Source organism: Aeromicrobium tamlense (assembly GCF_013408555.1).
In the GTDB taxonomy this organism is placed as follows: domain Bacteria; phylum Actinomycetota; class Actinomycetes; order Propionibacteriales; family Nocardioidaceae; genus Aeromicrobium; species Aeromicrobium tamlense.
Map to the genome: position 1 here is coordinate 3326976 of NZ_JACBZN010000001.1, position 24106 is coordinate 3351081.

General features: G+C 70.4%; 26 protein-coding genes. 17 read left to right on the forward strand and 9 right to left on the reverse strand.

All coding sequences use genetic code 11. The features are described 5' to 3' along the window. Nucleotide 1: 1 nt before the first annotated feature. The 7 genes from BJ975_RS16295 to BJ975_RS16325 all read left to right on the forward strand — a co-directional run bounded on the left by BJ975_RS16295 (nucleotide 2) and on the right by BJ975_RS16325 (nucleotide 6100). Nucleotides 2–298, forward strand: a complete 297-nt coding sequence (locus BJ975_RS16295; RefSeq protein WP_179427818.1) for a DUF1416 domain-containing protein — start codon at nucleotides 2–4, stop codon at nucleotides 296–298. Between the two features lie 229 nt (nucleotides 299–527). Continuing rightward, nucleotides 528–1055, forward strand: a complete 528-nt coding sequence (locus tag BJ975_RS16300; protein ID WP_179427820.1) for a TasA family protein — start codon at nucleotides 528–530, stop codon at nucleotides 1053–1055. A gap of 116 nt (nucleotides 1056–1171) precedes the next feature. Next, a complete protein-coding gene (locus BJ975_RS16305; RefSeq protein WP_179427822.1) occupies nucleotides 1172–1822 on the forward strand; it encodes a signal peptidase I in 651 nt (216 codons plus the stop codon). Between the two features lie 89 nt (nucleotides 1823–1911). Next, nucleotides 1912–3768: an Ig-like domain-containing protein gene (locus BJ975_RS16310; protein WP_218845986.1), complete on the forward strand. Its 1857-nt coding sequence runs from the start codon at nucleotides 1912–1914 to the stop codon at nucleotides 3766–3768. 1 nt (nucleotide 3769) lies between these two features. Continuing rightward, complete coding sequence (locus tag BJ975_RS16315) at nucleotides 3770–4162, forward strand: hypothetical protein (RefSeq protein WP_179427824.1); 393 nt, start codon at nucleotides 3770–3772, stop codon at nucleotides 4160–4162. Between the two features lie 2 nt (nucleotides 4163–4164). Further along, complete coding sequence (locus BJ975_RS16320; protein WP_179427826.1) at nucleotides 4165–4869, forward strand: response regulator transcription factor; 705 nt, start codon at nucleotides 4165–4167, stop codon at nucleotides 4867–4869. After that, the gene (locus tag BJ975_RS16325; protein WP_179427828.1) at nucleotides 4862–6100 is read left to right on the forward strand and encodes an ATP-binding protein; all 1239 of its coding nucleotides are present in this window, start codon (nucleotides 4862–4864) and stop codon (nucleotides 6098–6100) included. The genes BJ975_RS16320 and BJ975_RS16325 overlap by 8 nt, the downstream gene beginning before the upstream one ends. A 22-nt stretch (nucleotides 6101–6122) precedes the next feature. On the opposite strand, the gene BJ975_RS16330 is transcribed toward BJ975_RS16325, so the two are convergent. Continuing rightward, a complete protein-coding gene (locus tag BJ975_RS16330) occupies nucleotides 6123–6590 on the reverse strand; it encodes an adenylyltransferase/cytidyltransferase family protein (RefSeq protein WP_179427830.1) in 468 nt (155 codons plus the stop codon). Nucleotides 6591–6665: 75 nt separating this feature from the next. Here BJ975_RS16330 and BJ975_RS16335 point away from each other — a divergent pair, with 75 nt between their 5' ends. Beyond that, nucleotides 6666–7079, forward strand: a complete 414-nt coding sequence (locus BJ975_RS16335; protein WP_179427833.1) for a CoA-binding protein — start codon at nucleotides 6666–6668, stop codon at nucleotides 7077–7079. 1 nt (nucleotide 7080) lies between these two features. Here the strand turns inward: BJ975_RS16335 and BJ975_RS16340 are convergent, their stop codons facing one another. Next, the gene (locus tag BJ975_RS16340) at nucleotides 7081–8187 is read right to left on the reverse strand and encodes an LCP family protein (protein ID WP_179427835.1); all 1107 of its coding nucleotides are present in this window, start codon (nucleotides 8185–8187) and stop codon (nucleotides 7081–7083) included. Between the two features lie 63 nt (nucleotides 8188–8250). Next, nucleotides 8251–8676, reverse strand: coding sequence for a D-aminoacyl-tRNA deacylase (gene dtd, locus BJ975_RS16345; protein WP_179427837.1), 426 nt, complete (start codon nucleotides 8674–8676; stop codon nucleotides 8251–8253). 48 nt (nucleotides 8677–8724) lie between these two features. Here dtd and BJ975_RS16350 point away from each other — a divergent pair, with 48 nt between their 5' ends. The 3 genes from BJ975_RS16350 to BJ975_RS16360 are packed head-to-tail and all read left to right on the forward strand — an operon-like array spanning nucleotide 8725 to nucleotide 11889. Continuing rightward, nucleotides 8725–9219 carry an FABP family protein gene (locus tag BJ975_RS16350; RefSeq protein WP_179427839.1) on the forward strand — a complete coding sequence of 165 codons (495 nt, stop codon included), beginning with the start codon at nucleotides 8725–8727 and terminating at the stop codon, nucleotides 9217–9219. After that, nucleotides 9212–10138, forward strand: a complete 927-nt coding sequence (gene ygfZ, locus BJ975_RS16355) for a CAF17-like 4Fe-4S cluster assembly/insertion protein YgfZ (RefSeq protein ID WP_179427841.1) — start codon at nucleotides 9212–9214, stop codon at nucleotides 10136–10138. The genes BJ975_RS16350 and ygfZ overlap by 8 nt, the downstream gene beginning before the upstream one ends. After that, entirely contained in the window at nucleotides 10138–11889 is a 1752-nt protein-coding gene (locus BJ975_RS16360; RefSeq protein ID WP_179427843.1) for a DEAD/DEAH box helicase, read from the forward strand. Before ygfZ ends, BJ975_RS16360 begins: the two co-directional genes overlap by 1 nt. A 16-nt stretch (nucleotides 11890–11905) precedes the next feature. Here the strand turns inward: BJ975_RS16360 and BJ975_RS16365 are convergent, their stop codons facing one another. The 3 genes from BJ975_RS16365 to BJ975_RS16375 form a co-directional block, all read right to left on the reverse strand. Then, on the reverse strand, nucleotides 11906–13207 hold the full coding sequence (locus BJ975_RS16365; protein WP_179427845.1) for an endonuclease/exonuclease/phosphatase family protein: 1302 nt from the start codon (nucleotides 13205–13207) through the stop codon (nucleotides 11906–11908). 68 nt (nucleotides 13208–13275) lie between these two features. After that, a complete protein-coding gene (locus BJ975_RS16370) occupies nucleotides 13276–14784 on the reverse strand; it encodes an endonuclease/exonuclease/phosphatase family protein (RefSeq protein ID WP_179427847.1) in 1509 nt (502 codons plus the stop codon). Nucleotides 14785–14793: 9 nt separating this feature from the next. Continuing rightward, complete coding sequence (locus BJ975_RS16375; RefSeq protein WP_179427850.1) at nucleotides 14794–16266, reverse strand: endonuclease/exonuclease/phosphatase family protein; 1473 nt, start codon at nucleotides 16264–16266, stop codon at nucleotides 14794–14796. Between the two features lie 158 nt (nucleotides 16267–16424). Between BJ975_RS16375 and BJ975_RS16380 the strand changes: the two genes are divergently transcribed. The 3 genes from BJ975_RS16380 to BJ975_RS16390 all read left to right on the forward strand — a co-directional run bounded on the left by BJ975_RS16380 (nucleotide 16425) and on the right by BJ975_RS16390 (nucleotide 17999). Further along, nucleotides 16425–16808: a helix-turn-helix domain-containing protein gene (locus BJ975_RS16380; RefSeq protein ID WP_179427852.1), complete on the forward strand. Its 384-nt coding sequence runs from the start codon at nucleotides 16425–16427 to the stop codon at nucleotides 16806–16808. After that, nucleotides 16805–17674 carry a hypothetical protein gene (locus tag BJ975_RS16605; RefSeq protein ID WP_218845988.1) on the forward strand — a complete coding sequence of 290 codons (870 nt, stop codon included), beginning with the start codon at nucleotides 16805–16807 and terminating at the stop codon, nucleotides 17672–17674. The genes BJ975_RS16380 and BJ975_RS16605 overlap by 4 nt, the downstream gene beginning before the upstream one ends. A gap of 67 nt (nucleotides 17675–17741) precedes the next feature. Beyond that, nucleotides 17742–17999, forward strand: a complete 258-nt coding sequence (locus tag BJ975_RS16390) for a DUF2516 family protein (protein WP_179427855.1) — start codon at nucleotides 17742–17744, stop codon at nucleotides 17997–17999. A gap of 18 nt (nucleotides 18000–18017) precedes the next feature. On the opposite strand, the gene BJ975_RS16395 is transcribed toward BJ975_RS16390, so the two are convergent. From BJ975_RS16395 to typA, 3 genes are all read right to left on the reverse strand, one after another. Next, complete coding sequence (locus tag BJ975_RS16395) at nucleotides 18018–18950, reverse strand: hypothetical protein (protein WP_179427857.1); 933 nt, start codon at nucleotides 18948–18950, stop codon at nucleotides 18018–18020. Further along, the gene (locus tag BJ975_RS16400) at nucleotides 18947–19282 is read right to left on the reverse strand and encodes a PadR family transcriptional regulator (RefSeq protein WP_179427859.1); all 336 of its coding nucleotides are present in this window, start codon (nucleotides 19280–19282) and stop codon (nucleotides 18947–18949) included. Before BJ975_RS16400 ends, BJ975_RS16395 begins: the two co-directional genes overlap by 4 nt. 114 nt (nucleotides 19283–19396) lie before the next feature. Beyond that, nucleotides 19397–21274 carry a translational GTPase TypA gene (gene typA / locus BJ975_RS16405; RefSeq protein ID WP_179427861.1) on the reverse strand — a complete coding sequence of 626 codons (1878 nt, stop codon included), beginning with the start codon at nucleotides 21272–21274 and terminating at the stop codon, nucleotides 19397–19399. A gap of 101 nt (nucleotides 21275–21375) precedes the next feature. Between typA and BJ975_RS16410 the strand changes: the two genes are divergently transcribed. The 3 genes from BJ975_RS16410 (at nucleotide 21376) to BJ975_RS16420 (ending at nucleotide 24106) form a co-directional block, all read left to right on the forward strand. After that, nucleotides 21376–21825: a MarR family winged helix-turn-helix transcriptional regulator gene (locus tag BJ975_RS16410; protein WP_179427863.1), complete on the forward strand. Its 450-nt coding sequence runs from the start codon at nucleotides 21376–21378 to the stop codon at nucleotides 21823–21825. Beyond that, nucleotides 21815–23386: a DHA2 family efflux MFS transporter permease subunit gene (locus BJ975_RS16415; RefSeq protein WP_179427867.1), complete on the forward strand. Its 1572-nt coding sequence runs from the start codon at nucleotides 21815–21817 to the stop codon at nucleotides 23384–23386. Before BJ975_RS16410 ends, BJ975_RS16415 begins: the two co-directional genes overlap by 11 nt. 87 nt (nucleotides 23387–23473) lie before the next feature. Beyond that, complete coding sequence (locus tag BJ975_RS16420; protein ID WP_179427869.1) at nucleotides 23474–24106, forward strand: LysE family translocator; 633 nt, start codon at nucleotides 23474–23476, stop codon at nucleotides 24104–24106.

Sequence of the window (24106 nt, forward strand, 5' to 3'; positions counted from 1 at the left end):
GATGTGCGGAGCGATCAAGGGCGGGCCCAGCCTCGAGGGCGTCGACGTCGCGAACCAGGCCGTGATCCAGGGTGTCGTGCTGCGGGGCGAGCAGCCCGTGGGCAACGCCTACGTGCGCCTGCTCGACCGCAACGGTGAGTTCACCGCCGAGGTGCCCACCTCGGCCACGGGCCAGTTCCGGTTCTTCGCCGCGCCGGGCAACTGGACGCTGCGCACGCTCGCGCCGCGCGCCGAGGTCGTCGACTCGCAGGTCGTCGCCGCCAAGGGCTCGGTCGCCGAGGTGGCCGTCGCCATCTGAGCCAGACCGCACGAGGGCCCCGGGGGTGGTCTCCCGGGGCCCTCGTCGTGCGTCCGGGGGTCGCCGAGGAGGTCCGTTCCGAGCGGTTCCGGCACGGGGAGGAACCGGTGCCGAACCGAGGATCGAGTGGGGATCTCGTGTGGAGATTCCGTGGATCTGGCCTCCGTAGCGTTCTTCTTGTCAACCCAGACGGGCCGCAGAGAGCGGCTCGAACAGCCAGGAGAAGAACATGCGCACCAAGAAGATCCTCGTCCCGCTCGCCACCCTGCTCGCCGCCGGCGCCATCGCCGTGGGCTCGGGTGCCACCTTCAGCTCGACCTCGGGCAACACGATCAGCGCCGCCACGTCGGGCACCCTGACGCAGAGCAACTCCAAGGCCGGCAAGGCCGTCTTCTCGCTGGACAACCTGAAGCCGGGCGACACGCTCAACGGCTCGCTCAAGCTCACGAACACCGGCTCGCTCGCCGCCGCCTTCTCCCTGACCGAGGTCTCCTCGACCAACGGCTTCGACGGCGAGAACCTCAAGCTCGTCATCAAGAACACGACGAAGAACACCACGGTCTACACCGGCACCTTCGGCGGCCTGGCCGACGGCACCAAGAACGCGCTCGGCACGTGGGCCCCGGGCGAGGCGAACGACTACACCTTCACGGTCACGCTCGACCAGGCCGCGCCCAACACGCAGCAGGGCAAGTCCGCGACCGCCACGTACACGTGGGATGCCGTCCAGCTGGACGGGACCACCACCAACCAGTGAGACCCCGCTCCGGGGAACTGGGTTGACGGCAGGGCGTCTCTCGGGCGCCCTGCCACCCCGGACCGGAGCACGCAGCACCCCCTCGATCCCCCCACCGACCGTCCCCAGGAGTTCCGATGAAGCACCTCACCCGCGCCGCCCGGCTGCTCGGGCGTGGAGTCTCCACGCTGGTCCTGGTCGCGGTCACCCTCGCCAGCATCGCGTACATCGCGCCCAGCCTCTTCGGCTTCGAGCGCTACGTGATCACCGGCGGCTCGATGTCCGGCACGTTCGAGAAGGGCTCGATCGCCTTCGAGCGCCCCGTGCCCGTGGCCGACCTCGCCGTCGGCGACGTCATCACCTACCTCCCGCCGGCCGACAGCGGCGTCGGCACGCTCGTGACGCACCGCATCACCGGGATCGAGCCGGCCGAGAACGGCGCCCGCCTCTTCACGACGCAGGGCGACGCCAACCCCGACCCCGACCCGTGGCAGTTCAGCCTGGTCGAGGGCACCCAGCCCGTCGTCGAGCACACCGTGCCGCACGTCGGCTACGTCTTCATGGCCCTGGCCGACCGCGAGACCCGCATGATGGTGATCGGCCTGCCGGCCGCCGCCATCGCGCTCCTCGCCCTGGTCGAGCTGGGCCGCGCCCTGCGTCCGCGCCGCGAGGAGGCCCCCGAGGCCGCGGACGCCCCCGTTGCCGCACCGACCGGGACCCTCCCCACTCCCGTCCCGGTGCTGGCACCGACGCTGCCGGTCGTCCCCGGCCGCCGCGTCGCCGTCTGACCGTCCCCGGTCAGGCGCCCCAGAAGTGTGGAGCTTCTGGGGAACTCGTGTGGATCAGCCGTGGAGCGACGCTCCGTAGCGTTGAGGACATGGACCAGAACACCCAGTCAGGAGAGTCGATGCGCACGTCCCCCGCGCGCCGTTCCCTCGGTCTGCTGGCAGTTCTGGCCCTCCTGTCCGTCGCTGCGCTCGTCGCTCCCGGCTTCTCCTCGGCCGCCTTCACCTCCACCACCGACAGCACCGCCACCGTCACGGCCTCGCCCGACTGGACGCCGCCCACGGTCACGGTCACGTCCCCCGGCACCGCGGTGCAGGGCACGGTCACCGTCGCCGCCGAGGCCTCGGACTCCGGTCTGGGCGTCAAGGACGTCACTCTCGAGTACAGCGTGGTCGGATCGGGTACCTGGACCGCGATGTGCACCGACACGACGGCCCCGTACTCCTGCGCGTGGAACACCGCCGCGCTCGCGGACGGCCGCTACGACCTGCGTGCGCGTGCCACCGACCTCGCCGGCTACGAGACGACCTCGGACGCGGTCCGCACGGCCGTGGCCAACAAGCTCCTCGTCGTCATGAACGACCCGGGCGACACCGTGCGCGGCACGGTCCAGCTCTCGGCCGCCGCGTTCAACACGGGCAGCCTGAGCCACACCGTCCGCATCCAGTACCGCCTCGCCGGAGCGTCCACGTGGTCCACCGCGTGCTCGAACCTGGCCGCCCCCTACACGTGCTCGTGGAGCTCCGCGGCCGTCACGTCCGGCGACTACGAGTTCCGTGCCGTGCTCACCGCCGGCACCACCACGACGACCTCCGAGATCGTCACGGACGTCACCGTCGACAACGTCGCCCCCACCGTGACGATGACCGACCCCGGCTCGCCGCTCAGCGGCACGCGCACCTTCGCCGCCACGGCCGCGGACGCTCACTCCGGCGTGGCCACGGTGGAGATCCAGTACGCCGCGTCGGGCACGTCCACGTGGAAGTCGCTCTGCACGGTCGAGGCCGAGCCGTGGTCCTGCCGCGCCGCCACGAACGACCTCGCCAACGGCACCTACTCCTTCCGTGCGATCGCCACCGACGAGGCCGGCAACGCCACCACGTCCGCCGCCGTCGCGAACCGCGTCGTCGACAACACCGTCTCCTCGGTCTCGCTCAACGACCCGGGCGTCCTGCTGAGCCGTACGGCCACGCTGTCGGCGGTCGCCAGCTCCACGGCCGGCGTGACCTCGGTGCGGATCCAGTACGTCCCCACCGGCGGCTCGACCTGGACCGACGTCTGCACCGACACGACCTCGCCGTACTCCTGCACGTGGGACACCACGAAGGTCGCCAGCGCGGTCTACGACCTGCGCGCGGTCCTGCTGGACGGCTCGGGCCGCACCACGATCTCGGCCCTGGAGACGGTCCCGGTCGACAACAGCCCGCTCGCCGGCGCCGACGTCCAGACCACCAACGGATCGGGCAGCATCGCGGGTCAGCCGGGCGCCAACGACACCGTCACGTTCACCTACACCGCGCAGGTCAACCCGGCGTCGATCATGGCCGGCTGGAACGGGACGAGCACGAACGTCCAGGTCCGCCTGCGCGACGGCAACGTGCCGGCCCTGCTGCGCGGCAGCAAGGGCGACACGCTCGACGTCATGAACGGCAGCACGGTGCTCGGCCTGGGCTCGGTGAACCTCAAGGGCGACTACGTCCGGTTCCTGCGCACCGTCAGCATCAACGCGACGATGACGGCCGGCACGGTCACGGTGAACGGGCTCGAGCGCACGGTCGTCACGCTCAAGCTGGGCACGTTCGCCAGCGGCAAGGCCGGCGACCTCAAGACCAGCACCACCGCGGCGGCCATGGTCTGGACGCCGAGCAGCGCGGCCACCGACCTCTCGGGCAACCGATGCTCCACCACCAACGTCACCGAGACCGGCACCGCCGACAAGGACTTCTGAGATGCGACGACTCCGCACCACCGCCTCCCGCTGGGCCGCGGTCGCGTGCCTGGCCATCGCGCTGCTCTACCTCGTCCGGGTGGTCGACGCGCCCTCGGCGGCCTACCTGCTGGGCGAGATCGTCATGGGTGTGCTCGGGGTGGCGGCCGCCGTGAAGATGTGGCTGCACAACTGCTTCGAGTCCCACCTCGCGGCCGGCGCCCTCGTGGCCGCCACGTCCGGTGGCACCCTGCTGGCCGTCACGGCCGGGCTGCCGGGAGGCGGTGCGTCGGGCCTGACCCCGACCCGCGTCGCGCTGCTGGCGCTGAGCGCGGCGGTCGTGGTGCTGCTGGTGCAGGACGGTCGGGTGAGACGGGAGCATGCTCGTCGGGCGCGACGGCCGTATGCTCGGTGAGCGTGGCCACCCGTGTGCTGGTCGTCGAGGACGACGACAAGATCGCCCCGCCCCTCGTCCGCACGCTGGAGCGTGAGGGCTACGACGTCGAGCGCGTCGCGGAGGGCCTCGCGGCCGTCGACCGCATCGCCGTCGGGGACGTCGAGCTCGTGCTGCTCGACCTCGGCCTGCCGGACATCGACGGGCTCGAGGTCTGCCGTCGTGCCCGCGAGGGCGGGTACCACGGCGGCATCATCATCCTGACCGCCCGCGACGGCGAACTCGACCGCGTCGTGGGTCTCGACGTGGGCGCCGACGACTACCTCGCGAAGCCGTTCGCGCTGGCCGAGCTGCTGGCTCGCGCGCGGGCGCTGCTGCGCCGCAGTGCCGCTCCGGTCGCGGCCGAGGCTGCGGCGCCCGCCGCCCCCGCCAGCTCGGGGCTGCGGGTCGACACCGCCGCGCGACGCACGTGGGTGGGCGACGCCGAGGTCTCGATGACGTCCAAGGAGTTCGACGTCCTCGTCCTGCTCGACGAGGTGCGCGGCGCCGTCGTCACCCGCGAGCGCCTCACGAACGAGGTGTGGGACGAGAACTGGTTCGGCTCGACGAAGATGGTCGACGCGACGGTGGGCCGCCTGCGGCAGAAGCTCGAGGAGGCCGGCGCGCCGGTGCAGATCGCCAACGTGCGCGGCGTCGGATTCCGGCTGGAGGACCAGCCCGGTGCGTGAGCGGCTGATCGTGGCGCTGGTGGGCATGACCGCGGCGATGCTCGCGCTCTACGGCATTCCGCGCGCGTACATGCTCGCCGACCTCGTGACCACCTACGAGGAGCGCAAGATCGAGCGGGCCGCGGACCAGCTGGCCGTGGTGGTCGACGAGCGACGCAAGAACGAGTCGCCCGTCGACGAGGCGTTCCTCGGCGGCTTCCTCAGCGAGGCCGAGACGCTGACCTACGAGCCGGACGACGGCCCCACGGTCGTGGCGGGCCCGACGCCCGACCCAGCCGACGACATCGTCGAGGAGCGCGCCCTGGCCGACGGCGGCACGCTGACGCTCTCGCGGTCGCGCGACCTCATCGACCGACGGATCTCCGAGGCCCTCGTCCCGCTCATCCTCATCGGCCTGAGCCTGACCGTCGTCGCCGCGGGATTCGGCTACGTGCTGGCGCGCCGGCTCTCGCGCCCCTTCGGCGAGCTGGCCGAGGCCGCCGACCGGCTCGGCACCGGACGCTTCGACGTCGACCCGCCGCACTACTCGATCCCGGAGGCCGAGGCGATCGGCGACGCCCTGCGCAGCAGCTCGAAGCGGCTCGGCGAGCTCGTCCGGCGTGAGCGCGAGTTCGCCTCGAACGCCTCGCACCAGCTGCGCACCCCGATCACGGCGCTGCGCCTGGAGCTCGAGGACCTCGCTCTGTGGCCGCAGACGCCGCCCGAGGTGGCCGAGGAGCTCAACCGCTACCTGCCCGAGCTCGACCGCCTCAGCAGCGCGATCGACGAGCTGCTGGGCCTGGCCCGCGGCCTGCGCCTGGGCGACGCGGTGGACGTCGACCTCAACGAGCTGGTGGCCGACGTGGTCGAGCGCTGGCAGCCGCAGGTGGAGGCCCTCGGTCACGACGTCAACCACGACGACCGCGGCCCCGTGCCGGCGCGGGTCGTCCCTGGCCCGGTCGTGCAGATCCTCGACGTGCTCATCGAGAACGCCGCGAGCCACGGCGTCGGCCCCATCACGGTGTCGGCCCGCGACGCGGGCGCGTACGTCGAGATCGTCGTCGGCGACAGCGGTCGCCGCACGTTCGGGAACGAGATCTTCAGCCGCGGCACCAGCCGCAAGGACGGAGACACCGGCGGCCTCGGCCTGACGATCGCGGCCGACCTCGCCACCACGATGGGCGGCTACCTCAAGCTGACCGAGGACGAGCTCACGACGTTCGAGCTCATGCTGCCCGGCCGCAACGACTGACCCTCAGGGCAGGTGGCGCCGCTCAGGTCAGGTCGCGGTAGTGGTCGAGCAGGCGCGAGAGGACGCCGAGCGCGTCCTGCATCTCCTCGATGTGCCCGGGATCGAGCACCCGCAGCATCTCCTTGAGGCCCGTCGTCGAGATGCCCTTCGTGCGGGGCAGGTACTCGACACGGCACAGGTCGGACAGGTCGTCGAACTTGCCCGTCCAGTCGTCGCCCATCACGAACAGGTCGACGCCGTGCTCGACGATGTCGCTGCGCTTCTGCTCCCACGACTCCTCGGGCAGCACCTGGTCGACGCCCTTGATCGCACCGACGATCGCGGCCCGGTCGGCGTAGGGCACCACGGTGCTCTTGCCCTTGCCGGCGTTGAAGTCGTCGGTGGAGACCCCCACGACGAGCCGGTCGCCCATCGAGGAGAGGCGCTCCAGCAGCCGCAGGTGGCCGATGTGGAAGAGGTCGAAGGTTCCGTACGTCAGGACGGTCGTCACGCGATCAGGATACGGACCGGCCGGACGCGGGGCGGCCGACCGGCGCGCGTCGGCGTCGGCGGCTACGGTCGGGGCATGACCTCGTGGCAGGATCCGGACGCCGTCTCGCTCATGCTCGACGACCTCGAGACGTGGGCCGTGGTGGGCTTGTCGACCAACACCTCGCGCACCGCGTACTCGATCGCGCAGCTGCTGCAGCGGCGGGGCAAGCGCATCGTGCCGATCCATCCCGACGCGCCCACGGTGCTGGGGGAGCAGGGCTACGCCACGCTCGCCGACGTGCCGTTCCCGATCGACGTGGTCGACGTGTTCCGCCGCTCCGAGGACGCCGGGCCGTTCGCCGACCAGGCCGTCGAGGTCGGCGCCAAGGCCGTGTGGTTCCAGCTGGGCGTCGTCGACGAGGCGGCGTTCGAGCGCACGATCGCGGCGGGCGTGCCGATGGTGATGGACACCTGCCCGGCGATCGAGTGGAACCGCCGAGCCCGCTAGCTCAGTTGACGTCCTCGGGGTCCGGCAGGACGTCGTCGGGGTACTTCTCGAGGTACTGGGCCATCCGGTCGCGGCTCAGTGCGGTGAACAGCTCGCTCATCTTGTCCTGCTGGAGGACGACGATGCTGCCGTAGGTGGGATCGGTGTCGGTGCCCTGCACCGGAGCCGTCATGAAGGTGACGTCGTCGGTGCGGACGCCGCGCAGCGACACCGCCAGCTTGGCCATCGCGGTGCCCGACCAGCCCTCGTCCACCGTGAGGTTCTCGGTGAGCGCGGTGACGGTCCGGGTGAGTCGCGTCGGGCTGGTGGTGACGCCCGAGCTGAGCATCTTGCCCATCAGCGAGCGCATGAAGTTCTGCTGGCGCTTGATGCGGTCGAAGTCGCCGCCGACGAGGCCGTAGCGGGTGCGCACGTATGCGAGGGCCTTCTTGCCCTCGAGCGTCTGCGTGCCGGCGTCCCACTGCACCTTCTGCTTGGGGTCGTAGAACGACTGGGGGATGGTCACCTCGACGCCGCCGACGGCCGACGAGAGGTCCTTGAAGCCCTCCCAGTCGATGATCGCCAGGTGGTCCATCTTCAGGCCGGTGAGGTTCTCCACCGTGTTGATCGCGCCGAGCGGGCCGCCGGCGCTGAACGCGGCGTTGATCTTCTCCGAGTGGGTCGTCTTGCCGTTCTCGTCGTAGATCGGCACGAACGAGTCGCGCGGCAGCGAGACGAGGTAGACCTTCTTCCGGTCGGCCGGGATGTGCACGACCATGAGCGTGTCGCTGCGGTACTTGCCGTTGGGCCAGTCGCCCGACGCGGCGTCCTCGGAGATCGTGGTGTTCTTCGACTGCCCCTCCTGCGGCTCGCCCTTGTCCGAGCCGAGCAGCAGGATGTTGAGCGCGCGGCCCTCGTCGGGGTCGGGCTCGCTCTGGGGGTTCAGCTTCACGGTCTCGACGTCGTCGAGCTTGCGCTTGAGGTTGAAGGCGTAGGCGGCGCCGCCGACCAGCGGCAGCAGCACGATGAGCACGACCGACCAGACGACCATCGGGTGGCGCTGGCGGAAGGAACGACGGTTCGACGCTCGCGATCCGGGTCGCCGGGTCGCGTCGGGGGCGTCGGTCACCGCATCCTCCTCATCGTCGTCGCATCAACCTTTCCAGTATGACGGGGGTTGCTGAGAGGGCCCTCAGGAATCCAGCACGATCGTCACGGGTCCGTCGTTGACCAGCTCGACCGCCATGTCGGCGCCGAAGATCCCGCGCGCCACGGGCACCCCCGCGCGCTCGACCGCGTCGCAGAACGTCTCGTAGAGCGGCTCGGCCACGGGTCCCGGTGCGGCTGCGCCCCACGAAGGACGGCGGCCCTTGCGGGTGTCGGCGTAGAGCGTGAACTGGCTGATCGCCAGCACGCCGCCGCCCGTCTCGTCGACGGACTGCTCGCCGGCCATGATCCGCAGCCGCACGATCTTGGCGGCGAGACGCTCGGCGTCGGTGGCCGTGTCCTCGTGCGTGACCCCCAGCAGCACCACCAGTCCCGCACCGTCGAGGCGACCGACGACCTGCTCGTCGACCCGGACCTCGGCCCGGCTGACCCGCTGCACCACCGCACGCATGGCAGGAGCGTAGCGGCGACTTCTGCGGCGGCCGATAGCATGGAACCCATGGCCTTCGAGATCCCGAGTGACCTGCACCCCGACCTCATGCCGGTCGCGTGGCTGCTGGGGACCTGGCACGGCAACGGCCGCGGCGAGTACCCCACGATCGAGGCGTTCGGCTTCGAGCAGGACGTGGCGTTCGCGCACGACGGACGGCCGTTCCTGCACTACTTCAGCCGCACGTGGATCACCGACGATGCCGGCGAGCGCGTCCGCCCCGGCGCGCTCGAGACCGGCTTCCTGCGCCCGTCCGGCGAGGGCAAGCTCGAGCTCGTGCTCGCGCACCCCACCGGCTACGCCGAGATCTGGTACGGCGAGGTCGAGGGCGCCCGCGTCACGCTGGCCACCGACGTCGTGGCCCGCACCGTCACCGCCAAGGAGTACACCGCGGGACAGCGGATGTACGGACTCGTCGAGGGAGCGCTGATGTACGCCTACGACATGGCCGCCGAGGGCCAGCCGATGCAGTCCCACCTGTGGGGGAAGCTCGAGCGTGCCTAGCCCGCTGCTGGACCGGCCGGGCGCGGTCGAGGCCGAGGGCCTCGACGCGGGCGTCGCGGCGCACTACGGGTCCACCTTCGCCGCCGAGCAGCGCACGCTGCTGTCGGGCGACGGCTTCGTCGACCTCTCCCACCGCGACGTCCTGCGGATCACCGGTCCCGACCGGCTGACGTGGCTGCACTCGCTCACCACGCAGTTCCTGGAGGGGCTCGAGGCGGGCCGCTGGACCGACGTCCTGCTGCTCTCGCCGCAGGGCCGCATCGAGCACGACTTCACCGGCGTCGACGACGGCGAGACCTTCTGGGCGCACACCGAGCCCGGCGCGGGCGAGGCGCTCGTGCAGTTCCTCGACCGCATGCGCTTCATGTCGCGGGTCGAGGTCGTCGCGGTGGACGACCGCTTCGTCATCGGGCGCTGGGCCGACGGACTGGTCACCGAGCTCGTCCCCGACCTGTCCGCCGTCCCCGGCACGCCCGTGGGCGTGCTGGCGTGGGAGGCGCTGCGGATCGCCGCCGGGCGTCCCCGGTTCGGCTCCGACACCGACGACCGCACGATCCCCAACGAGGTCGGCCTGCTCGGCTCGGCCGTGCACCTCGACAAGGGCTGCTACCGGGGCCAGGAGACGGTCGCCCGCGTCCACAACCTCGGCCGGCCGCCCCGCCGGCTCACCCTGCTGCACCTCGACGGCTCCGTCGACCACCTCCCGGCGCACGGCACCGACGTCGTCCACGACGGCAAGGTCGTGGGTCAGGTCGGGAGCGCGGCGCGCCACCACGAGCTCGGGCCCATCGCGCTCGCACTGATCAAGCGGAACACCCCGGTCGACGTCACCCTCCTCGCCGACGGCGTCGCCGCCGCCCAGGAGTCCGTCGTCGACCCCGACGCAGGCCTGCACGTGCGGGCCGGATTGAACCTGTGATGACTGACGAAGCCTCATTCGACGACCTCGGCCTCGACGACACGCTCGTCGCCGTGGTGCGCAGCCTCGGCTACGAGACCCCCAGCCCGATCCAGGCGCAGGCGATCCCCGCGCTGATCAAGGGCGGCGACGTCGTCGGCCTGGCCCAGACCGGCACCGGCAAGACGGCCGCCTTCGCGCTGCCGATGATCCAGCGCCTCGACCCGGGCTCGCCCAAGACCCAGGCCCTCGTGCTCGCGCCCACCCGCGAGCTGGCGCTGCAGGTCAGCGAGGCCATCTCCAGCTACTCGGCCGGGTCGAACCTCAAGGTCCTGCCGGTCTACGGCGGCCAGAGCTACGGCGCCCAGCTGCAGGGGCTCAAGCGCGGCGCGCAGGTCGTGGTGGGCACGCCCGGTCGCGTCATCGACCACCTCGACCGCGGCTCGCTCGACCTGTCGCACCTCGAGATGCTGGTCCTCGACGAGGCCGACGAGATGCTCAACATGGGCTTCGCCGAGGACGTCGAGCGCATCCTGGCCGACACGCCCGAGTACAAGCAGGTCGCGCTCTTCTCGGCCACCATGCCGCCGGCGATCCGCCGCCTGGCCAAGCGCTACCTGCACGACCCGCAGGACATCAGCACCCCGCAGGCCACGCGCAGCACCACCAACGTGCGCCAGCGCTGGATGCCGGTCTCGCACCACAACAAGCTCGACGCCCTGACGCGCGTGCTCGAGGTCGAGCAGGGCGACGGCATGATCATCTTCGTCCGTACGAAGCAGGCGACCGAGGAGCTCGCCGAGAAGCTGCGCAGCCGCGGCTACACGGCGGCCGCCCTGAACGGCGACCTCGTCCAGGCCCAGCGTGAGCGCACCGTCGGCGCGCTGAAGAGCGGCGCGATCGACATCGTGGTGGCCACCGACGTCGCCGCGCGCGGTCTCGACGTCGAGCGCATCACGCACGTCGTCAACTACGACATCCCGCACGACCCCGAGGCCTACGTGCACCGCATCGGCCGCACGGGCCGCGCCGGCCGCTCGGGCGACGCGATCGTCTTCGTCACCCCGCGCGAGCGCCGCATGCTCGAGTCCCTCGAGCGCGTCTCGGGTCGGCCCGTGGAGCAGATGCCGGTGCCGACCCCCGACGAGGTCAACGCCCGCCGTGCCGACCGCTTCGCCGGCTCGATCACGAACGCCATGGGCGACCCCCAGTTCAGCGTCTACCGCGGGCTCGTCGAGCAGTACGCGCAGGAGCACGACGTCGACATGACCGAGATCGCCGCGGCGCTCGCGGTGATGAGCCAGGACGACAAGGAGTTCTTCCTGCGTCCCGACCCGCCGCAGGAGAAGCGGGCCCCGCGCGAGCGCTCCGAGCGCACGCCGCGTCCGAGCTCCGACGGCCTGGCGCCCTACCGCATCGCGGTGGGCAAGCGGCACAAGATCCGCCCCTCGATGGTCGTCGGCGCGCTGGCGAACGAGGGCGGGCTGAAGCGGTCGGACTTCGGCAAGATCACGATCGGCATGGAGCACACGATCGTCGAGCTGCCGGCCGACCTGCCCGAGGCCGTGTTCGACGCGCTGTCCGGCACCCGGATCTCCGGTCGCAAGATCGACATCCAGCCCGACACGGGACGTCCGGGCGGCGATCGCAAGCGCCCGCCGTCGAAGTCGTACGCGAAGGGCTCGGGCAAGTCGTACGACAAGCCCAAGTCCTACGACAAGTCGAAGTCCTCCGGCGACAAGGACCGCAAGCCCCGCCACAAGAAGGGCTGAGGCCGGCGGGCGTGGGTCAGGAGACCTGCGCCCGCACCATCAGCGGGTGATGGTCCGAGGGCAGCGGTGCCACGAAGCGGCCGCCGGACATCTTGCCCACGTTGGCCCACTGGTGGACGCGCGAGCGGCCGGGGCGCACCCAGACCTTGTCCACGTGGTCGCCCCACGTCACGCCGACGATCGGCTGCGTGGACCACCGCGGGTTGGCGGTGTTGAAGTGCTGGCGCGACACCTTGAGCGCCTGCTCGTAGGCGTCGTAGAAGCCGTTGGCCTGCATCACGGTCTCGAGGCGGCTGTTGCCGGCGCGGCTGCGGTTGGTGTTGAAGTCGCCCAGCAGCACGACCGGCAGGTGGTGCAGGCGCTTGCCCCACCACGCCAGCTGGTTGCCCAGGTCGGTGAAGATCTGCGAGGTCTGGCGGGCGCGGACCGCGGCGTTGGAGCCGCCCTCGTCGACCTTGAGGTGGATGCCGACGAACACGACCGCCTGGCCGCTGGCCTTGTGGCGCAGCACCGACCAGGGCGCGTCCTTGCCCTCGGGCTCGGCCACGCCGTCGAGCGGCAGGATGCACGGCTCGACGCGGACCGGATCGCCCTCGTCGTCGCGGACGACCTTGCCGGTGCGGGGGTCGGTCTCCAGCGGGCACTCGGCCGACTGCTGGGTGGCGGAGAGCCGCTGCGTGACCTGCTCGAACGCGGCCGTGCGGTAGAAGATGCGGTTGTCCTTGCCGCCGAGCGTCTCGGTGTAGCCGGGGATCACGGCGTTCTTCCAGCGGCTGGCTTCCTGGACGGCCAGGACGTCGGGCTTGAGCCGCAGCACCTCGTTCACGACGAGCGGCTGGCGCGTCTCCCACTTGCTGCACGCGTTCGAGCAGACGTTGTAGCTCATGAGGCGATAGACGGGGTGGCGCTTCGACCACAGCTTCGCGGTGGCGGCGGGCGTCACGCGGGCGATGCGCGCCGAGCGCTTGCCGGCCTTCGAGCCGTTCACGGCGCGGACCTGGATCCAGTAGGTGCGGTTGCGCTTGAGCTTCGTGATGGTGGCCTTGCGCGACTTCACGGTGACGCGCGGCTTCTTGGCCTTGGCCACGCCGGCACGGCTGCCGGCGACGAAGACCTGGTACTTCTTGGCGCGCGTGGCCTTCGGCCACGAGATCGAGATCTTGGCGTACTTCTTGCCCGACGAGTCGTAGGGGGCGGCGCCGGTGACCGACACCAGCCCGACCGCGCCGGGCTTCTTGGAGGCCGCCTCGGCGGGGGTGCCGAGGGTGGCGGCGGTCAGGACGGCGACCACCGCACAGGCCAGCAGACGAAGACGCATGGGCACGAGGGTAACTCGCCAGAGTCACATCAGTCACATCGTTTTCGCCGAAACGACGGGACCCGGGGTCAGTCGACGAGGCGGGGCGAGATGTCCGGGTCGAGCTCGGCGGGCACCGTGACGATCGCCGTGGGCTCCTTGACGAGCTCCTCCTCCTCGCGTGGGAGGGCGACGGTGGCGGCGATCATGTTGTGGTCGGAGAGCCACGGGCCGACGTAGGTGGTGCCGTTCAGGTTGGCGAACTGGCGCCAGGACGGGACCGCCCAGTCGTCGGAGACGTAGACGTGGTCGACGTGGTCGGCGGACATGATCGCCTTGTCACCGCGACGGCTGCCGGTGTTGACCTGGGCGTTCTCGGTCTCCTCGGCGACCTCGACCGAGTCGCGCAGGCCGTTCGCCCGCACGATCGGACCGACGGTGTCGCCGCGGCGGTGGGTGCCGGAGTTGAAGTCGCCCGCCATCACCACGGGGTCGCCGTCGGGGTTCACCGAGGCGAGGCTGCCCATGAGCGAGCGCATCTCGTCGGCGCGCTTGCCGGTGGCGTTGTGCCCGCTGAGCAGGTGCACGCTGACCACGACGAACGGCCGTTCGGTCTCCTGGTCGACCAAGCGGGCCCAGGTGGCCCAGCGGCCGTGGCCGATCGACCAGCGGCCGCCGGCGAGCTGCTCGAACTTCTGCGACGAGTAGAGGATGTAGCGCGAGTTGCCGCCGCCCTCGGCCATCACGAGCTCGTTCGGGCCGCCGCTGAAGGCGGCGCGGGTGGTGGGGCCGACGCGCTGGCCGCCGGCCTCCTGCAGGGTCATGATGTCGACCTTCGAGGCGTGCACCTGCGCGGCCTGGTCGCCCACGCGGCCGCCGAAGCCCTTGCAGGCCTCGGCGCAGATGTTCCACGAGCCGATCGAGAACTCCGACGCCTCGGGCGGCGTGGTGATCTTCGTGGGCGGGCCGAACTCGCTCACGCCGGCGTCGCCGACGGCACGGACCCGCACGTAGTAGGTCTGCTCGGGCTTGAGCGAGGAGGTGGCGAACGCGGTGCCGCCCTTCGCGAGCCGGCGCACCTTGGTGGGGAGCTGGTTGCGCTTCTTGGACACGGCCACGTCGTAGGTGGTGGCGTAGTCCGCCTTGCGCCACTTCACGACCGCGCCGTCGGGCGCGGTGGCCTTGACCTTCGGCTTGCGCGGCACGTCGGGGAGCAGGGTGACGGTGCCCTCGACCGCGAGCTCGGTGGCGCCCTGGTCGACGGCCTCGACGCGGTAGCTCACGCGACCCTTCGGATCGGCCGCCTTCGGTGCGGGCAGCACGGCCTGCGGCTCGCTGGTGAGGATCGTGCGGTCGGGCCGGGCGAGGTCGTCGCCGAGGCTGACGCGGTACTGGGTCCCGTTGCCGGCCCACGCCAGCGAGACGGCACTCGGGTCGACGTCGACCGACGTGACCTTGAGGTACGGCGTCTCGAGCCCGGCGAACGCGACCACGGGACCGTTCCCCTCGGGATCGGTGGTGGCGGCCAGGAGTCCGGCGGCGGCGGTCAGCACCAAGCCCGCGCCGACGAGGCACGAGGTTCGGAAAAGACCGGGCACGAGGGCATCTTACGGGGTCCCGACGACCAGCCTCGCGACGACGGGATTGTGGTCGGACGGGAAGGGCATCGCGTACTCGCGGCCGTTCGTGGTCTCGATGAAGTTCGCGGGCATCGACCACGCCTCGACGGTGATTCCGGCGACCGGGACGAAGATCGCGTCGACGTGGTGACCGTTCGACTTGGGCACCGGGACTCCGCCGTTGGCGCTGTTCAGCTCGGCGTTCGACACCTGCGCCGCGCGGTCGAGGGAGTTGACGATCCCGTGCCGGGCGAAGCGCTGCTGGGGCGCGTCGAAGCCGCCCGGGTAGTTGCTCTGGTTGGCGTTCGACTCGTTCGAGTTGAAGTCACCGCCCCAGACCACGGGCAGGCGGTGGGGGTTGATCGCGTCGACCTTCGAGATGAGGCGCGCGGTCTGCTGGAGGCGCAGCTGGTCGCGGGCGGCGCCCTTGTGCGGCTCGAGGTGTGAGTTCGTGACGATGAACGCCGTGCCGGTGCGGCGGTCGCGCAGCAGGTTCCAGGTGGCGTAGCGCCCCGTCTTCGAGTCCAGTGTCAGGCCGCCCCCGTCGAGCGAGGTGAAGCGGGAGGACTTGAAGTAGATCGTCTTCGCGCTCTTGTAGGCGCCCTTGCGGAAGCCGGGCAGCTGCGTGTGGAACGCGGTCTTGGTGGCCGACTCCTGCGTCAGCACGATGTCGGGCGAGGCCGAGCGGACCACCGCGCCGGCGATCGGCTTGCGCACCGACCACTTCGGCACGTTGCGCAGGAACCAGGCGCCGCTGTCGGAGGTGCGGCACTTGTCCTCTCCACAGAGGTTGTAGGTGGCGACGGTGGCGCGGCTCGCGACGGCGGTCAGCTTGGTGCGCGTGGCCGGGCCCCACGGGCCCTTGACCGCGCCGTTGACGCCACGGACGCGGGCGAAGTAGGTCATGCCGCCGTTGAGGCCGGTGACCTTGGCGCCGAAGCCGCGGCGGCTGGCCGTGATGACCTGGCCGCGGAACGAGCGGTTGGTGGACAGTTGGACCTGGTAGCTGGAGGCGCTGGTGGCGCGGTTCCAGCGGAAGGTCAGGTAGTGCCCCTGGCCGCCGGTGACGCGGTGCGTCGGGCCCTTGCCGACCTTGAGGTTGGCCTTCTTCCAGCGGGTGGACGGGCCTTGGCGCTTCCCGCGGTAGGAGGTGAGGCGGTAGTAGAAGTCGGTGCCGGAGTTCGGGCGCAGCTTGCGGAAGGTCACCCCGGTCTTGCGGGTCGTGACCTTGCGGATGCACGACGTGGCGCGCGGGGAGGTCTTCACGCAGATCGCCACCTTCGTCGCCCGCGCGGGGCGCTTCCAGCGGATCGTCAGGGTGGAGGTGTAGGTCTTGGCGCGGACGACCGAGACCTTGGCGGGCTTCTTCGGGGCGGCCTCGGCGGCGGTGGAGGGGGCCAGCAGGAGGGTGCCGGTGACGGCGAGGGCGAGCAGGGCGCGCCGGAGCAGCGTGAAGTTCATGGAGATCTGACGGGTGTGAGAGAGGGAGGTGCGCCACCCGAGGGCACATCGGCCACCACAGGCTAACCCGAGTCACTCCCGTTTCTCGTATCGCGCCGTTCGTGTCCGGTGCATCACACTTGCTTGCATTCGCTAACTTTTGCAAGCACGCTGGAGTCATGGGGAAGTTGAACATGCCAGATGCCGTCGGCTCGGCCGTCGGGTCGCTCGGCGAGTACCTGCGTGACCAGCGGACCCAGGCGCAGATGTCACTGCGACAGCTGGCCGAGCTCGCGGACGTCTCGAATCCGTACCTCAGCCAGATCGAGCGTGGCCTGCGCAAACCGTCCGCCGAGGTGCTGCAGCAGATCGCGAAGGCACTGAGGATCTCGGCCGAGTCGCTCTACGTCCGTGCCGGCATCCTCGATGCCGAGCGCGCCGGGGAGACCTCGGTCGAGGACGCCATCGACCGCGACCCGCGGTTGACCGCGCGCCAGAAGTCGGCGCTGCGGGACATCTACCGTTCGTTCGTCGGAACAGCAGACCTCGAGGAGAGCTCATGAGCATCACCGACACCATCAACGCCCAGATCAAGTCCATCCTGGACGACATCGCCGCCCTGCCGTCGAGCGTCAAGGGCTTCGACGTCGCCACCCTGCAGAAGAAGGCCGAGACCCTCGCGCAGACCGCGCTCGGCTCCGCCACCGCCGCGTACTCCGACCTCGTGAAGAAGAGCGACGACCTGCGCACCCTGGCCAAGGGCCTGACCATCGACGACGTGAAGACGGCCGCCGACGACCTCGCCGCGCGCGCCGAGGTGTTCGTGTCCGAGCTCCGCGGCAAGGTCGAGGACGTCAAGGTCGACGACCTCAAGACCGCCGTCGACGACTTCCGCGAGAAGGCCGACGACCTGGTCGACGACCTCAAGGGCAAGGCCGAGGAGATCATCGACGAGCTCACCGCCAAGGCCGAGGACCTCACCGGCAAGGCCGCCGAGGCCGTCGAGGACGCCACCGAGTCCGCCGGCGCCGCTGCCGCCTCGTTCGCCAGCTCGGCCCGCATCCGCAAGGCCACCGCTCCCGCGTCGTCGGCCAAGCCGGCCGCCGCGAAGAAGAGCCCGGCGAAGTCCACCGCGACCAAGAAGTCGTCGTCAGCCGCCCAGACGGCCGCGAAGAAGGAGACGGCCGCCTCGAAGCCGACCACCGCCAAGAAGGCCGCGGCCAAGAAGGCGACCGGCTCGGGCACCGCCGCGAAGAAGACCGCGGCCAAGAAGACGACCGCGACCAAGAAGACCGCCGCGAAGAAGTCGGCTCCCGCCACGAAGACGGCGGCCAAGAAGACGGCCACGGGCACGTCCAGCACCGCCAAGAAGGCGCCGGCGAAGAAGTCGTCGACCACGTCGAACGGCTCGGGGACCTCCGCGTCCTGACGCCTGCATCCCACGGAATCAGCGGTGGGCACCACCTCAGGGTGGTGCCCACCGTAGTCTTCCCCCCATGGAATTGGCTCTCGTGACCCCGGCGATCTGGTGGCTGCTGCTGTGCACGAAGGTCTTCGCCCTGGTCGACTGCGTCCGCCGCAAGCCCTACGACTTCGAGATGGCCGGCACGCTGCCGAAGAACGTGTGGCTGATCATCCTGCCGCTGGCGATCTTCGTCGACATCATCTGGCGCAACCCCATCGGCATCCTGCCGCTGGCCGGCACGGTGGCCGCGCTCGTCTACCTCGCGCAGACGCGGGGCTCGGGCTACTGACCCTCGCCCCGCGCGCCGTCAGAGCCGGCTGGCGTGCAGCCGTGCCTTGCGGAACCCGTCGAACGCCTCCCAGGCGGTGACCAGTCCCACGCCGACCGCGATGCCCCGCAGGACCGTGTCGACGATCTCGGGGTCCCAGTCGAGGTGGGCGACCAGCTCGGGGTTGACGATCGACCCGTCGAGCAGCAGGACGATGGTGGGGATCGCGAACAGCAGCGCGAGGCCGAGGTTCGCCCAGGCCGCCGCCCACGTGTAGCCGGCGCGGTGGATCCACACGAGATGCACGAGCTCCAGTGCGAGCGTCACCAGGACGAGTGGCAGGTACCAGCTCCACAGCTCCGGGTCCGCCATCGGGATCCGCTCGCCGTCGTCGAAGAACGGCGAGCCGACGTGCTGCCAGATGAGCATCGCGGCGAACGCCGGCAGGAAGATCAGCCCGGCCACGAGGTCGGCGGTGCCCGTGCCGGTGTCGGGCTCGGGCAGCTGGTCGACCGACCAGGTCTCGACGCCGTCGATCGAGGTGCCCATCCAGTCCAGTACCGCGAACACGAGCGTGGTCCAGAAGACCAGGTGCACGACCATCTCGAGCAGCGTCCAGACGCCGCCGCCGATGATCGACCCGATCGAGTCGCCGTCGAAGGCTCCGACGATCACGGTGACGGCGGTGACGAGCGGGGCGACGATGGCGACGAGGATCGTCATGAGGCGCAGCCACGGGAAGAACAGGCGCGGTCCGATGAGCGCGGGCTCGCGGCCCGTGTAGTCGACCGCGACGCGCAGCGGGTCGCCGAGCTCCTCGAGCGTCTCGCGCTCGGCCTGCTCGCCGCCTCCGCGCGCGGCGACCGTGTCGCCGATGCGCTCGCGCAGCTCGGCGGCGACCTCCTCCTTCGTGCGTCCGGGCAGCCAGCGCGTGGCGGCGTGGACGTAGCGGTCGGTGAGCGTGGTGGTCATGCGGTTCCTCCGGTGGTGAGCCGCCCCAGGGCGGTGTCGATCTCGTGCCAGTCGGCCAGGAGAGCGGCGGCGAGCCGCTCGCCCTCGATGCTCGTGCGGTAGAACTTCCGCGGTCGCGCCTCCTCGGTGTTCCACTCGCTGGTGAGCAGGCCCTGCTTCTCGAGGCGCCGCAGCAGCGGGTAGAGGGTGTTGCCGTCCACGGCGATGCCGGCGGCGGCCAGCGACTCGAGCAGGCCGTAGCCGTACCCGGGCTCGCGCAGGCTCAGCAGCGAGGCCAGCACCACGGTTCCGCGGCGCAGCTCCTGCAGGTGTTGCTGGGTCAGCTCGTCCATGCGTCACACCATAGTGTGCGACACACACTATGCGCAAGACGCACAGGTTGGTCGGAAGACGACGAACCCCTCCCCGGCGAGGCCGGAGAGGGGTTCGGAGGAGGCGCGGAGCGCTTACTTGCGCTTGCGGGCGGTGCGGGCGCGCTCGCCCGCGTCGAGGATCACCTTGCGGATGCGCACGTTGCTCGGCGTGACCTCGACGCACTCGTCCTCGCGGCAGAACTCCAGGCACTGCTCGAGCGAGAGCTTCTTCGGCGGGATGACCTTCTCGAAGTTGTCCGAGGTGGCCGAGCGGATGTTGGTCTGCTTCTTCTCCTTGGTGATGTTGACGTCCATGTCGTCGTCACGGGAGTTCTCGCCGACGATCATGCCCTCGTAGACCTCGGTGGAGGGCTCGACGAACAGCGTGCCGCGCTCCTGCAGGTTGGTCATCGCGAAGGAGGTGACGGCGCCGGCGCGGTCGGCCACGAGCGAGCCCGAGGGGCGCGTCGAGATCTCGCCGAACCAGGGCTCGTAGCCCTCGGAGATGTGGTGGGCGATGCCGGTGCCGCGGGTGTCGGTGAGGAACTCGGTGCGGAAGCCGATCAGGCCGCGCGCCGGGACCAGGAACTCCATGCGGACCCAGCCGGTGCCGTGGTTGACCATCTGCTCCATGCGGCCCTTGCGCACGGCGAGCAGCTGGGTGATCGTGCCGAGGTACTCCTCGGGCGCGTCGATCGTCAGGCGCTCGACGGGCTCGTGCAGCTTGCCGTCGATCTCGCGGGTGACGACCTGCGGCTTGCCGACGGTGAGCTCGTAGCCCTCGCGGCGCATCTGCTCGACGAGGATCGCCAGCGCGAGCTCGCCGCGGCCCTGGACCTCCCACGCGTCGGGGCGGTCGGTGGGCAGCACGCGGATCGAGACGTTGCCGATGAGCTCGGCGTCGAGGCGGTCCTTGACGAGGCGGGCGGTGACCTTGGTGCCCTTCTCGCGGCCGGCGAGCGGCGACGTGTTGGTGCCGATGGTCATCGAGATCGCGGGCTCGTCGACGTGGATGAGCGGCAGCGCGATGGGGTTCTCGGGGTCGGCCAGCGTCTCGCCGATGTTGATCTCGCTGATGCCCGCGATGGCGACGATGTCGCCGGGGCCCGCGGACTCACCGGGCTTGCGGTCGAGCGCCTCGGTGACGAGCAGCTCGGTGATCTTGACCCGCTCGACCGAGCCGTCGCGCTTCATCCACGCGACCTGCTGGCCCTTCTTGAGCTCGCCCTCCTCGACGCGCACGAGCGCGAGGCGGCCCAGGAAGGGGGAGGAGTCGAGGTTCGTGACGTGCGCCTGCAGCGGCGCGCCCTCGGTGTACTCGGGGGCGGGAACGTGCTCCATGATCGTCTGGAACAGCGGGATCAGGTTGTCGCCGTCGGGCAGCGTGCCGTCCTCGGGCTTCTCCAGCGAGGCGACGCCGGCCTTGCCGGAGGCGTAGACGACGGGGAAGTCCAGCGCGTCGTCGGCGGCGTCCTCGGGCAGCAGGTCCATGAAGAGGTCGTAGGTCTCGTCGACGACCTCGGCGATGCGGGCGTCGGGTCGGTCGACCTTGTTGACCACGAGGATGACCGGCATCTTCGCCAGCAGCGCCTTGCGCAGCACGAAGCGGGTCTGGGGGAGCGGGCCCTCGGAGGCGTCGACCAGCAGCACGACCGCGTCGACCATCGACAGGCCGCGCTCGACCTCGCCACCGAAGTCGGCGTGGCCGGGGGTGTCGATGATGTTGATGGTGACGGTCTTGCCGGGGATGTCCTCGGTGCCGGGTCCGGAGTACTTCACGGCGGTGTTCTTCGCGAGGATCGTGATGCCCTTCTCGCGCTCGAGATCACCCGAGTCCATGACCCGTTCGGTCACTTCCTGGTGCTCGGCGTAGGCGCCCTGCTGCTGGAGCATCGCGTCGACGAGAGTGGTCTTGCCGTGGTCGACGTGGGCGACGATGGCGACATTGCGCAGATCAGAGCGTGTAGGCACTCGCCCAATCCTACGGCAGTGCGGGAAACTCCTTGTCCACGCGGGGCGTAATGAAGGTCACGGTTCCGCAATAGTTGCATGTGCGTTAGTATTTCCCGGTCATGACCCAGTCACCCCATGCCTGCGCGTTCGAAGCCGTCCGAGGATTCCTCGGGCGGGTGTTCACGACGGCCGAGGGCGAGTCGCTGGAGTCCGTGGCGGGACTCGACCTGTCGTTCACGCAGGCGCGACTCTCGTTCGTGCTCGCCCACTACGAGCACCCCGTCGCCATCGGTGACCTGGCCGAGTCGGTCGGGCTCTCGCCGGCGGCCGCGGGGCGGAACATCCAGCAGCTGGTGCGCAAGAAGCTCGTCGTGCGCACCGAGAACCCCGAGGACCGGCGGGTCAAGCTCGTCACCCTCACCGACCGTGGACGCAGCCTGGCGCAGAGCCACCTGAAGTCCAAGGAGGACGCCGTGCGCACGCTGCTCGGCGACCTCGACACCGACCAATGCCTCGCGCTCGTCGAGGCTCTCCAGCCACTGCTGAAGGAAGAACCGCATGTCCGATAGCACCCCGGTGAAGCCGCCGGAGTACCCCGACAAGATCGACGCCGCCGTCCTCAAGGTCGCCGGCGTGGTCGTGCTCGGCTCCATCATGTCGATCCTCGACATCACCGTCGTGAACGTCGCCCTGCCGACGTTCCAGTCCGAGCTGGGCGTCGAGAACTACTCGACCGTCGCCTGGACCGTCACGGCCTACACGCTCGCCCTCGCGGCCGTCATCCCGCTCACGGGCTGGGCGGCCGACCGCTTCGGCACCAAGCGCCTCTACATGCTCGCGCTCGCACTGTTCACCGCCGGATCCGTGCTGTGTGCCGCGGCCTGGAACATCGAGACCCTCATCGGGTTCCGCGTCCTGCAGGGTCTTGGCGGCGGCATGCTGATGCCGCTCGGCATGACGATCATGACCAAGGCCGCCGGGCCCGAGCGCATGGGCCGCCTCATGGCGATTCTCGGCGTCCCGATGCTGCTCGGCCCGATCCTGGGCCCGATCCTCGGCGGCTTCCTGATCGACAACGCCTCGTGGCACTGGATCTTCCTCATCAACCTGCCGCTGGGCCTCGGCGCGCTCGTCTACGCGTGGCGCGTGCTCGAGCAGGACGCCCCGCACCCGAGCGAGTCGTTCGACTTCATCGGCATGGCGATGATGAGCCCCGGCCTGGCGCTATTCCTCTACGGCGTCTCGTCCATCCCCGACGCCGGTGGCATGGGCGAGCCCAAGGTCTGGGCCACGATGCTCGTCGGCGGCCTGCTGGTGATCGCGTTCATCTTCTACTCGTTCAAGCCCAAGCACCCGCTGCTGGACTTCCGCCTGTTCAAGAACTACAACCTGTCGATCTCCACGCTGACGATGTTCGTCTTCGCCGGCGCGTTCTTCGGCGGCCTGCTGCTGGTCCCGACCTACTTCCAGCAGGTCGGCGGCGAGACCCCGCTGCAGGCGGGCCTGCTGGTCGCCCCGCAGGGCATCGGCGCGATGCTCACGATGCCGCTCGCCGGCATCCTGGCCGACCGCGTCCCCGTCGGCCGGATCGTCCCCTTCGGCCTCGCGCTGATCTGTGGCGGCATGTTCGCGATGACCTCGCTCGAGGCGGACACGTCCTACGGGTTCATCATCGCGGCGCTGTTCGTGATGGGCCTGGGCATGGGCCTGACGATGATGCCGCTGATGACCTCCGCCCTGCGCACGCTGCAGTCGCACGAGGTCGCCCGCGGCTCGACGCTGCTCAACATCACGCAGCAGATCGCCAGCTCGGTCGGCGTGGCCATCATCTCGGTCGTCCTGACCAACCAGATGAAGGACAGTCAGGCGATCCAGGCCGGACAGGCGCTGGCCGACGCCGAGGCGAGCGGCACGCAGCCCGATCCGTCGATCCTGGAGTACGTCCAGTCGCTCGGCGCGAGCTTCGAGTCGGTCGTGAAGTCCGACATGGCGGCCGCGTTCGCCGCGAGCTTCTTCGTCGCGTTCTGCCTGTGCGTCGTCGCGCTCGTGGTGAGCCTCTTCCTGCCGAAGAAGCGCGAGGAGTCGCACCTGCTGGACGACCAGGGCAAGGCACCCGTGGTCATCCACTGACGGTCACTCCCGCACGACGGCCCACCCGGCTCCCGGGTGGGCCGTCGTCGTTCCCCGTGCGATCCCGCGGAGGACTACGCTTCAGCCGTGCCCGCCCTCGACCAGCTGCTCGCCTTCGCGCTCGCCTCGCTCGTGCTGATCCTCATCCCCGGTCCCAGCGTCCTGTTCGTGATCGGGCGATCGCTCGCGCACGGGCGTCGCGCCGGCATCCTCAGCGTGCTGGGCAACGGGCTCGGCGGGCTGCCGGTGGTCCTGGCGGTCTCGCTGGGCCTCGGCGCGATCGTGGCCGGCTCGGCGGTGCTGTTCACGATCGTGAAGGTGCTGGGCGCCGGCTACCTCGTCTACCTCGGCGTGCAGGCGATGCGGCACGCCTCGATCGCGGTCACCGCCGAGGTCGACGGCCCCGAGGAGTCGCCGTGGCGCGCCCTGGGGGAGGGGTTCGTGGTCGGCGCGACCAACCCCAAGACCATCGTCTTCTTCGTCGCCGTGCTGCCGCAGTTCGTGAGCTTCGAGTCCGGTGCCATCGGCTCGCAGATGGCCGTGCTCGGCGTGCTCTTCCTGCTCATCGCGATCGTGTGCGACTCGGGCTGGGCGCTGCTGGCCGGAACTGCGCGCCAGTGGTTCACGGGCTCGCCGCGGCGGCTGGCGGCCGTGCGGCGCTCCGGCGGCGCGATGCTGGTGGGCCTCGGCGGCATCCTGCTGACCACCAGCCGCACCTGA

Bases quoted from the DNA above. Each gene is read 5' to 3' on its own strand.
- BJ975_RS16295 (WP_179427818.1), top strand. From the start codon at position 2: ATGTGCGGAGCGATCAAGGGCGGGCCCAGCCTCGAGGGCGTCGACGTC.
- BJ975_RS16335 (WP_179427833.1), top strand. From the start codon at position 6,666: ATGACCTCGTGGCAGGATCCGGACGCCGTCTCGCTCATGCTCGACGAC.
- BJ975_RS16395 (WP_179427857.1), bottom strand. From the start codon at position 18,950: ATGACCACCACGCTCACCGACCGCTACGTCCACGCCGCCACGCGCTGG.
- BJ975_RS16305 (WP_179427822.1), top strand. From the start codon at position 1,172: ATGAAGCACCTCACCCGCGCCGCCCGGCTGCTCGGGCGTGGAGTCTCC.
- dtd (WP_179427837.1), bottom strand. From the start codon at position 8,676: ATGCGTGCGGTGGTGCAGCGGGTCAGCCGGGCCGAGGTCCGGGTCGAC.
- BJ975_RS16605 (WP_218845988.1), top strand. From the start codon at position 16,805: ATGAGCATCACCGACACCATCAACGCCCAGATCAAGTCCATCCTGGAC.
- BJ975_RS16350 (WP_179427839.1), top strand. From the start codon at position 8,725: ATGGCCTTCGAGATCCCGAGTGACCTGCACCCCGACCTCATGCCGGTC.
- BJ975_RS16360 (WP_179427843.1), top strand. From the start codon at position 10,138: ATGACTGACGAAGCCTCATTCGACGACCTCGGCCTCGACGACACGCTC.
- BJ975_RS16380 (WP_179427852.1), top strand. From the start codon at position 16,425: ATGGGGAAGTTGAACATGCCAGATGCCGTCGGCTCGGCCGTCGGGTCG.
- BJ975_RS16300 (WP_179427820.1), top strand. From the start codon at position 528: ATGCGCACCAAGAAGATCCTCGTCCCGCTCGCCACCCTGCTCGCCGCC.
- BJ975_RS16365 (WP_179427845.1), bottom strand. From the start codon at position 13,207: ATGCGTCTTCGTCTGCTGGCCTGTGCGGTGGTCGCCGTCCTGACCGCC.
- BJ975_RS16310 (WP_218845986.1), top strand. From the start codon at position 1,912: ATGGACCAGAACACCCAGTCAGGAGAGTCGATGCGCACGTCCCCCGCG.
- BJ975_RS16390 (WP_179427855.1), top strand. From the start codon at position 17,742: ATGGAATTGGCTCTCGTGACCCCGGCGATCTGGTGGCTGCTGCTGTGC.
- BJ975_RS16415 (WP_179427867.1), top strand. From the start codon at position 21,815: ATGTCCGATAGCACCCCGGTGAAGCCGCCGGAGTACCCCGACAAGATC.
- BJ975_RS16375 (WP_179427850.1), bottom strand. From the start codon at position 16,266: ATGAACTTCACGCTGCTCCGGCGCGCCCTGCTCGCCCTCGCCGTCACC.
- BJ975_RS16400 (WP_179427859.1), bottom strand. From the start codon at position 19,282: ATGGACGAGCTGACCCAGCAACACCTGCAGGAGCTGCGCCGCGGAACC.
- BJ975_RS16410 (WP_179427863.1), top strand. From the start codon at position 21,376: ATGACCCAGTCACCCCATGCCTGCGCGTTCGAAGCCGTCCGAGGATTC.
- BJ975_RS16315 (WP_179427824.1), top strand. From the start codon at position 3,770: ATGCGACGACTCCGCACCACCGCCTCCCGCTGGGCCGCGGTCGCGTGC.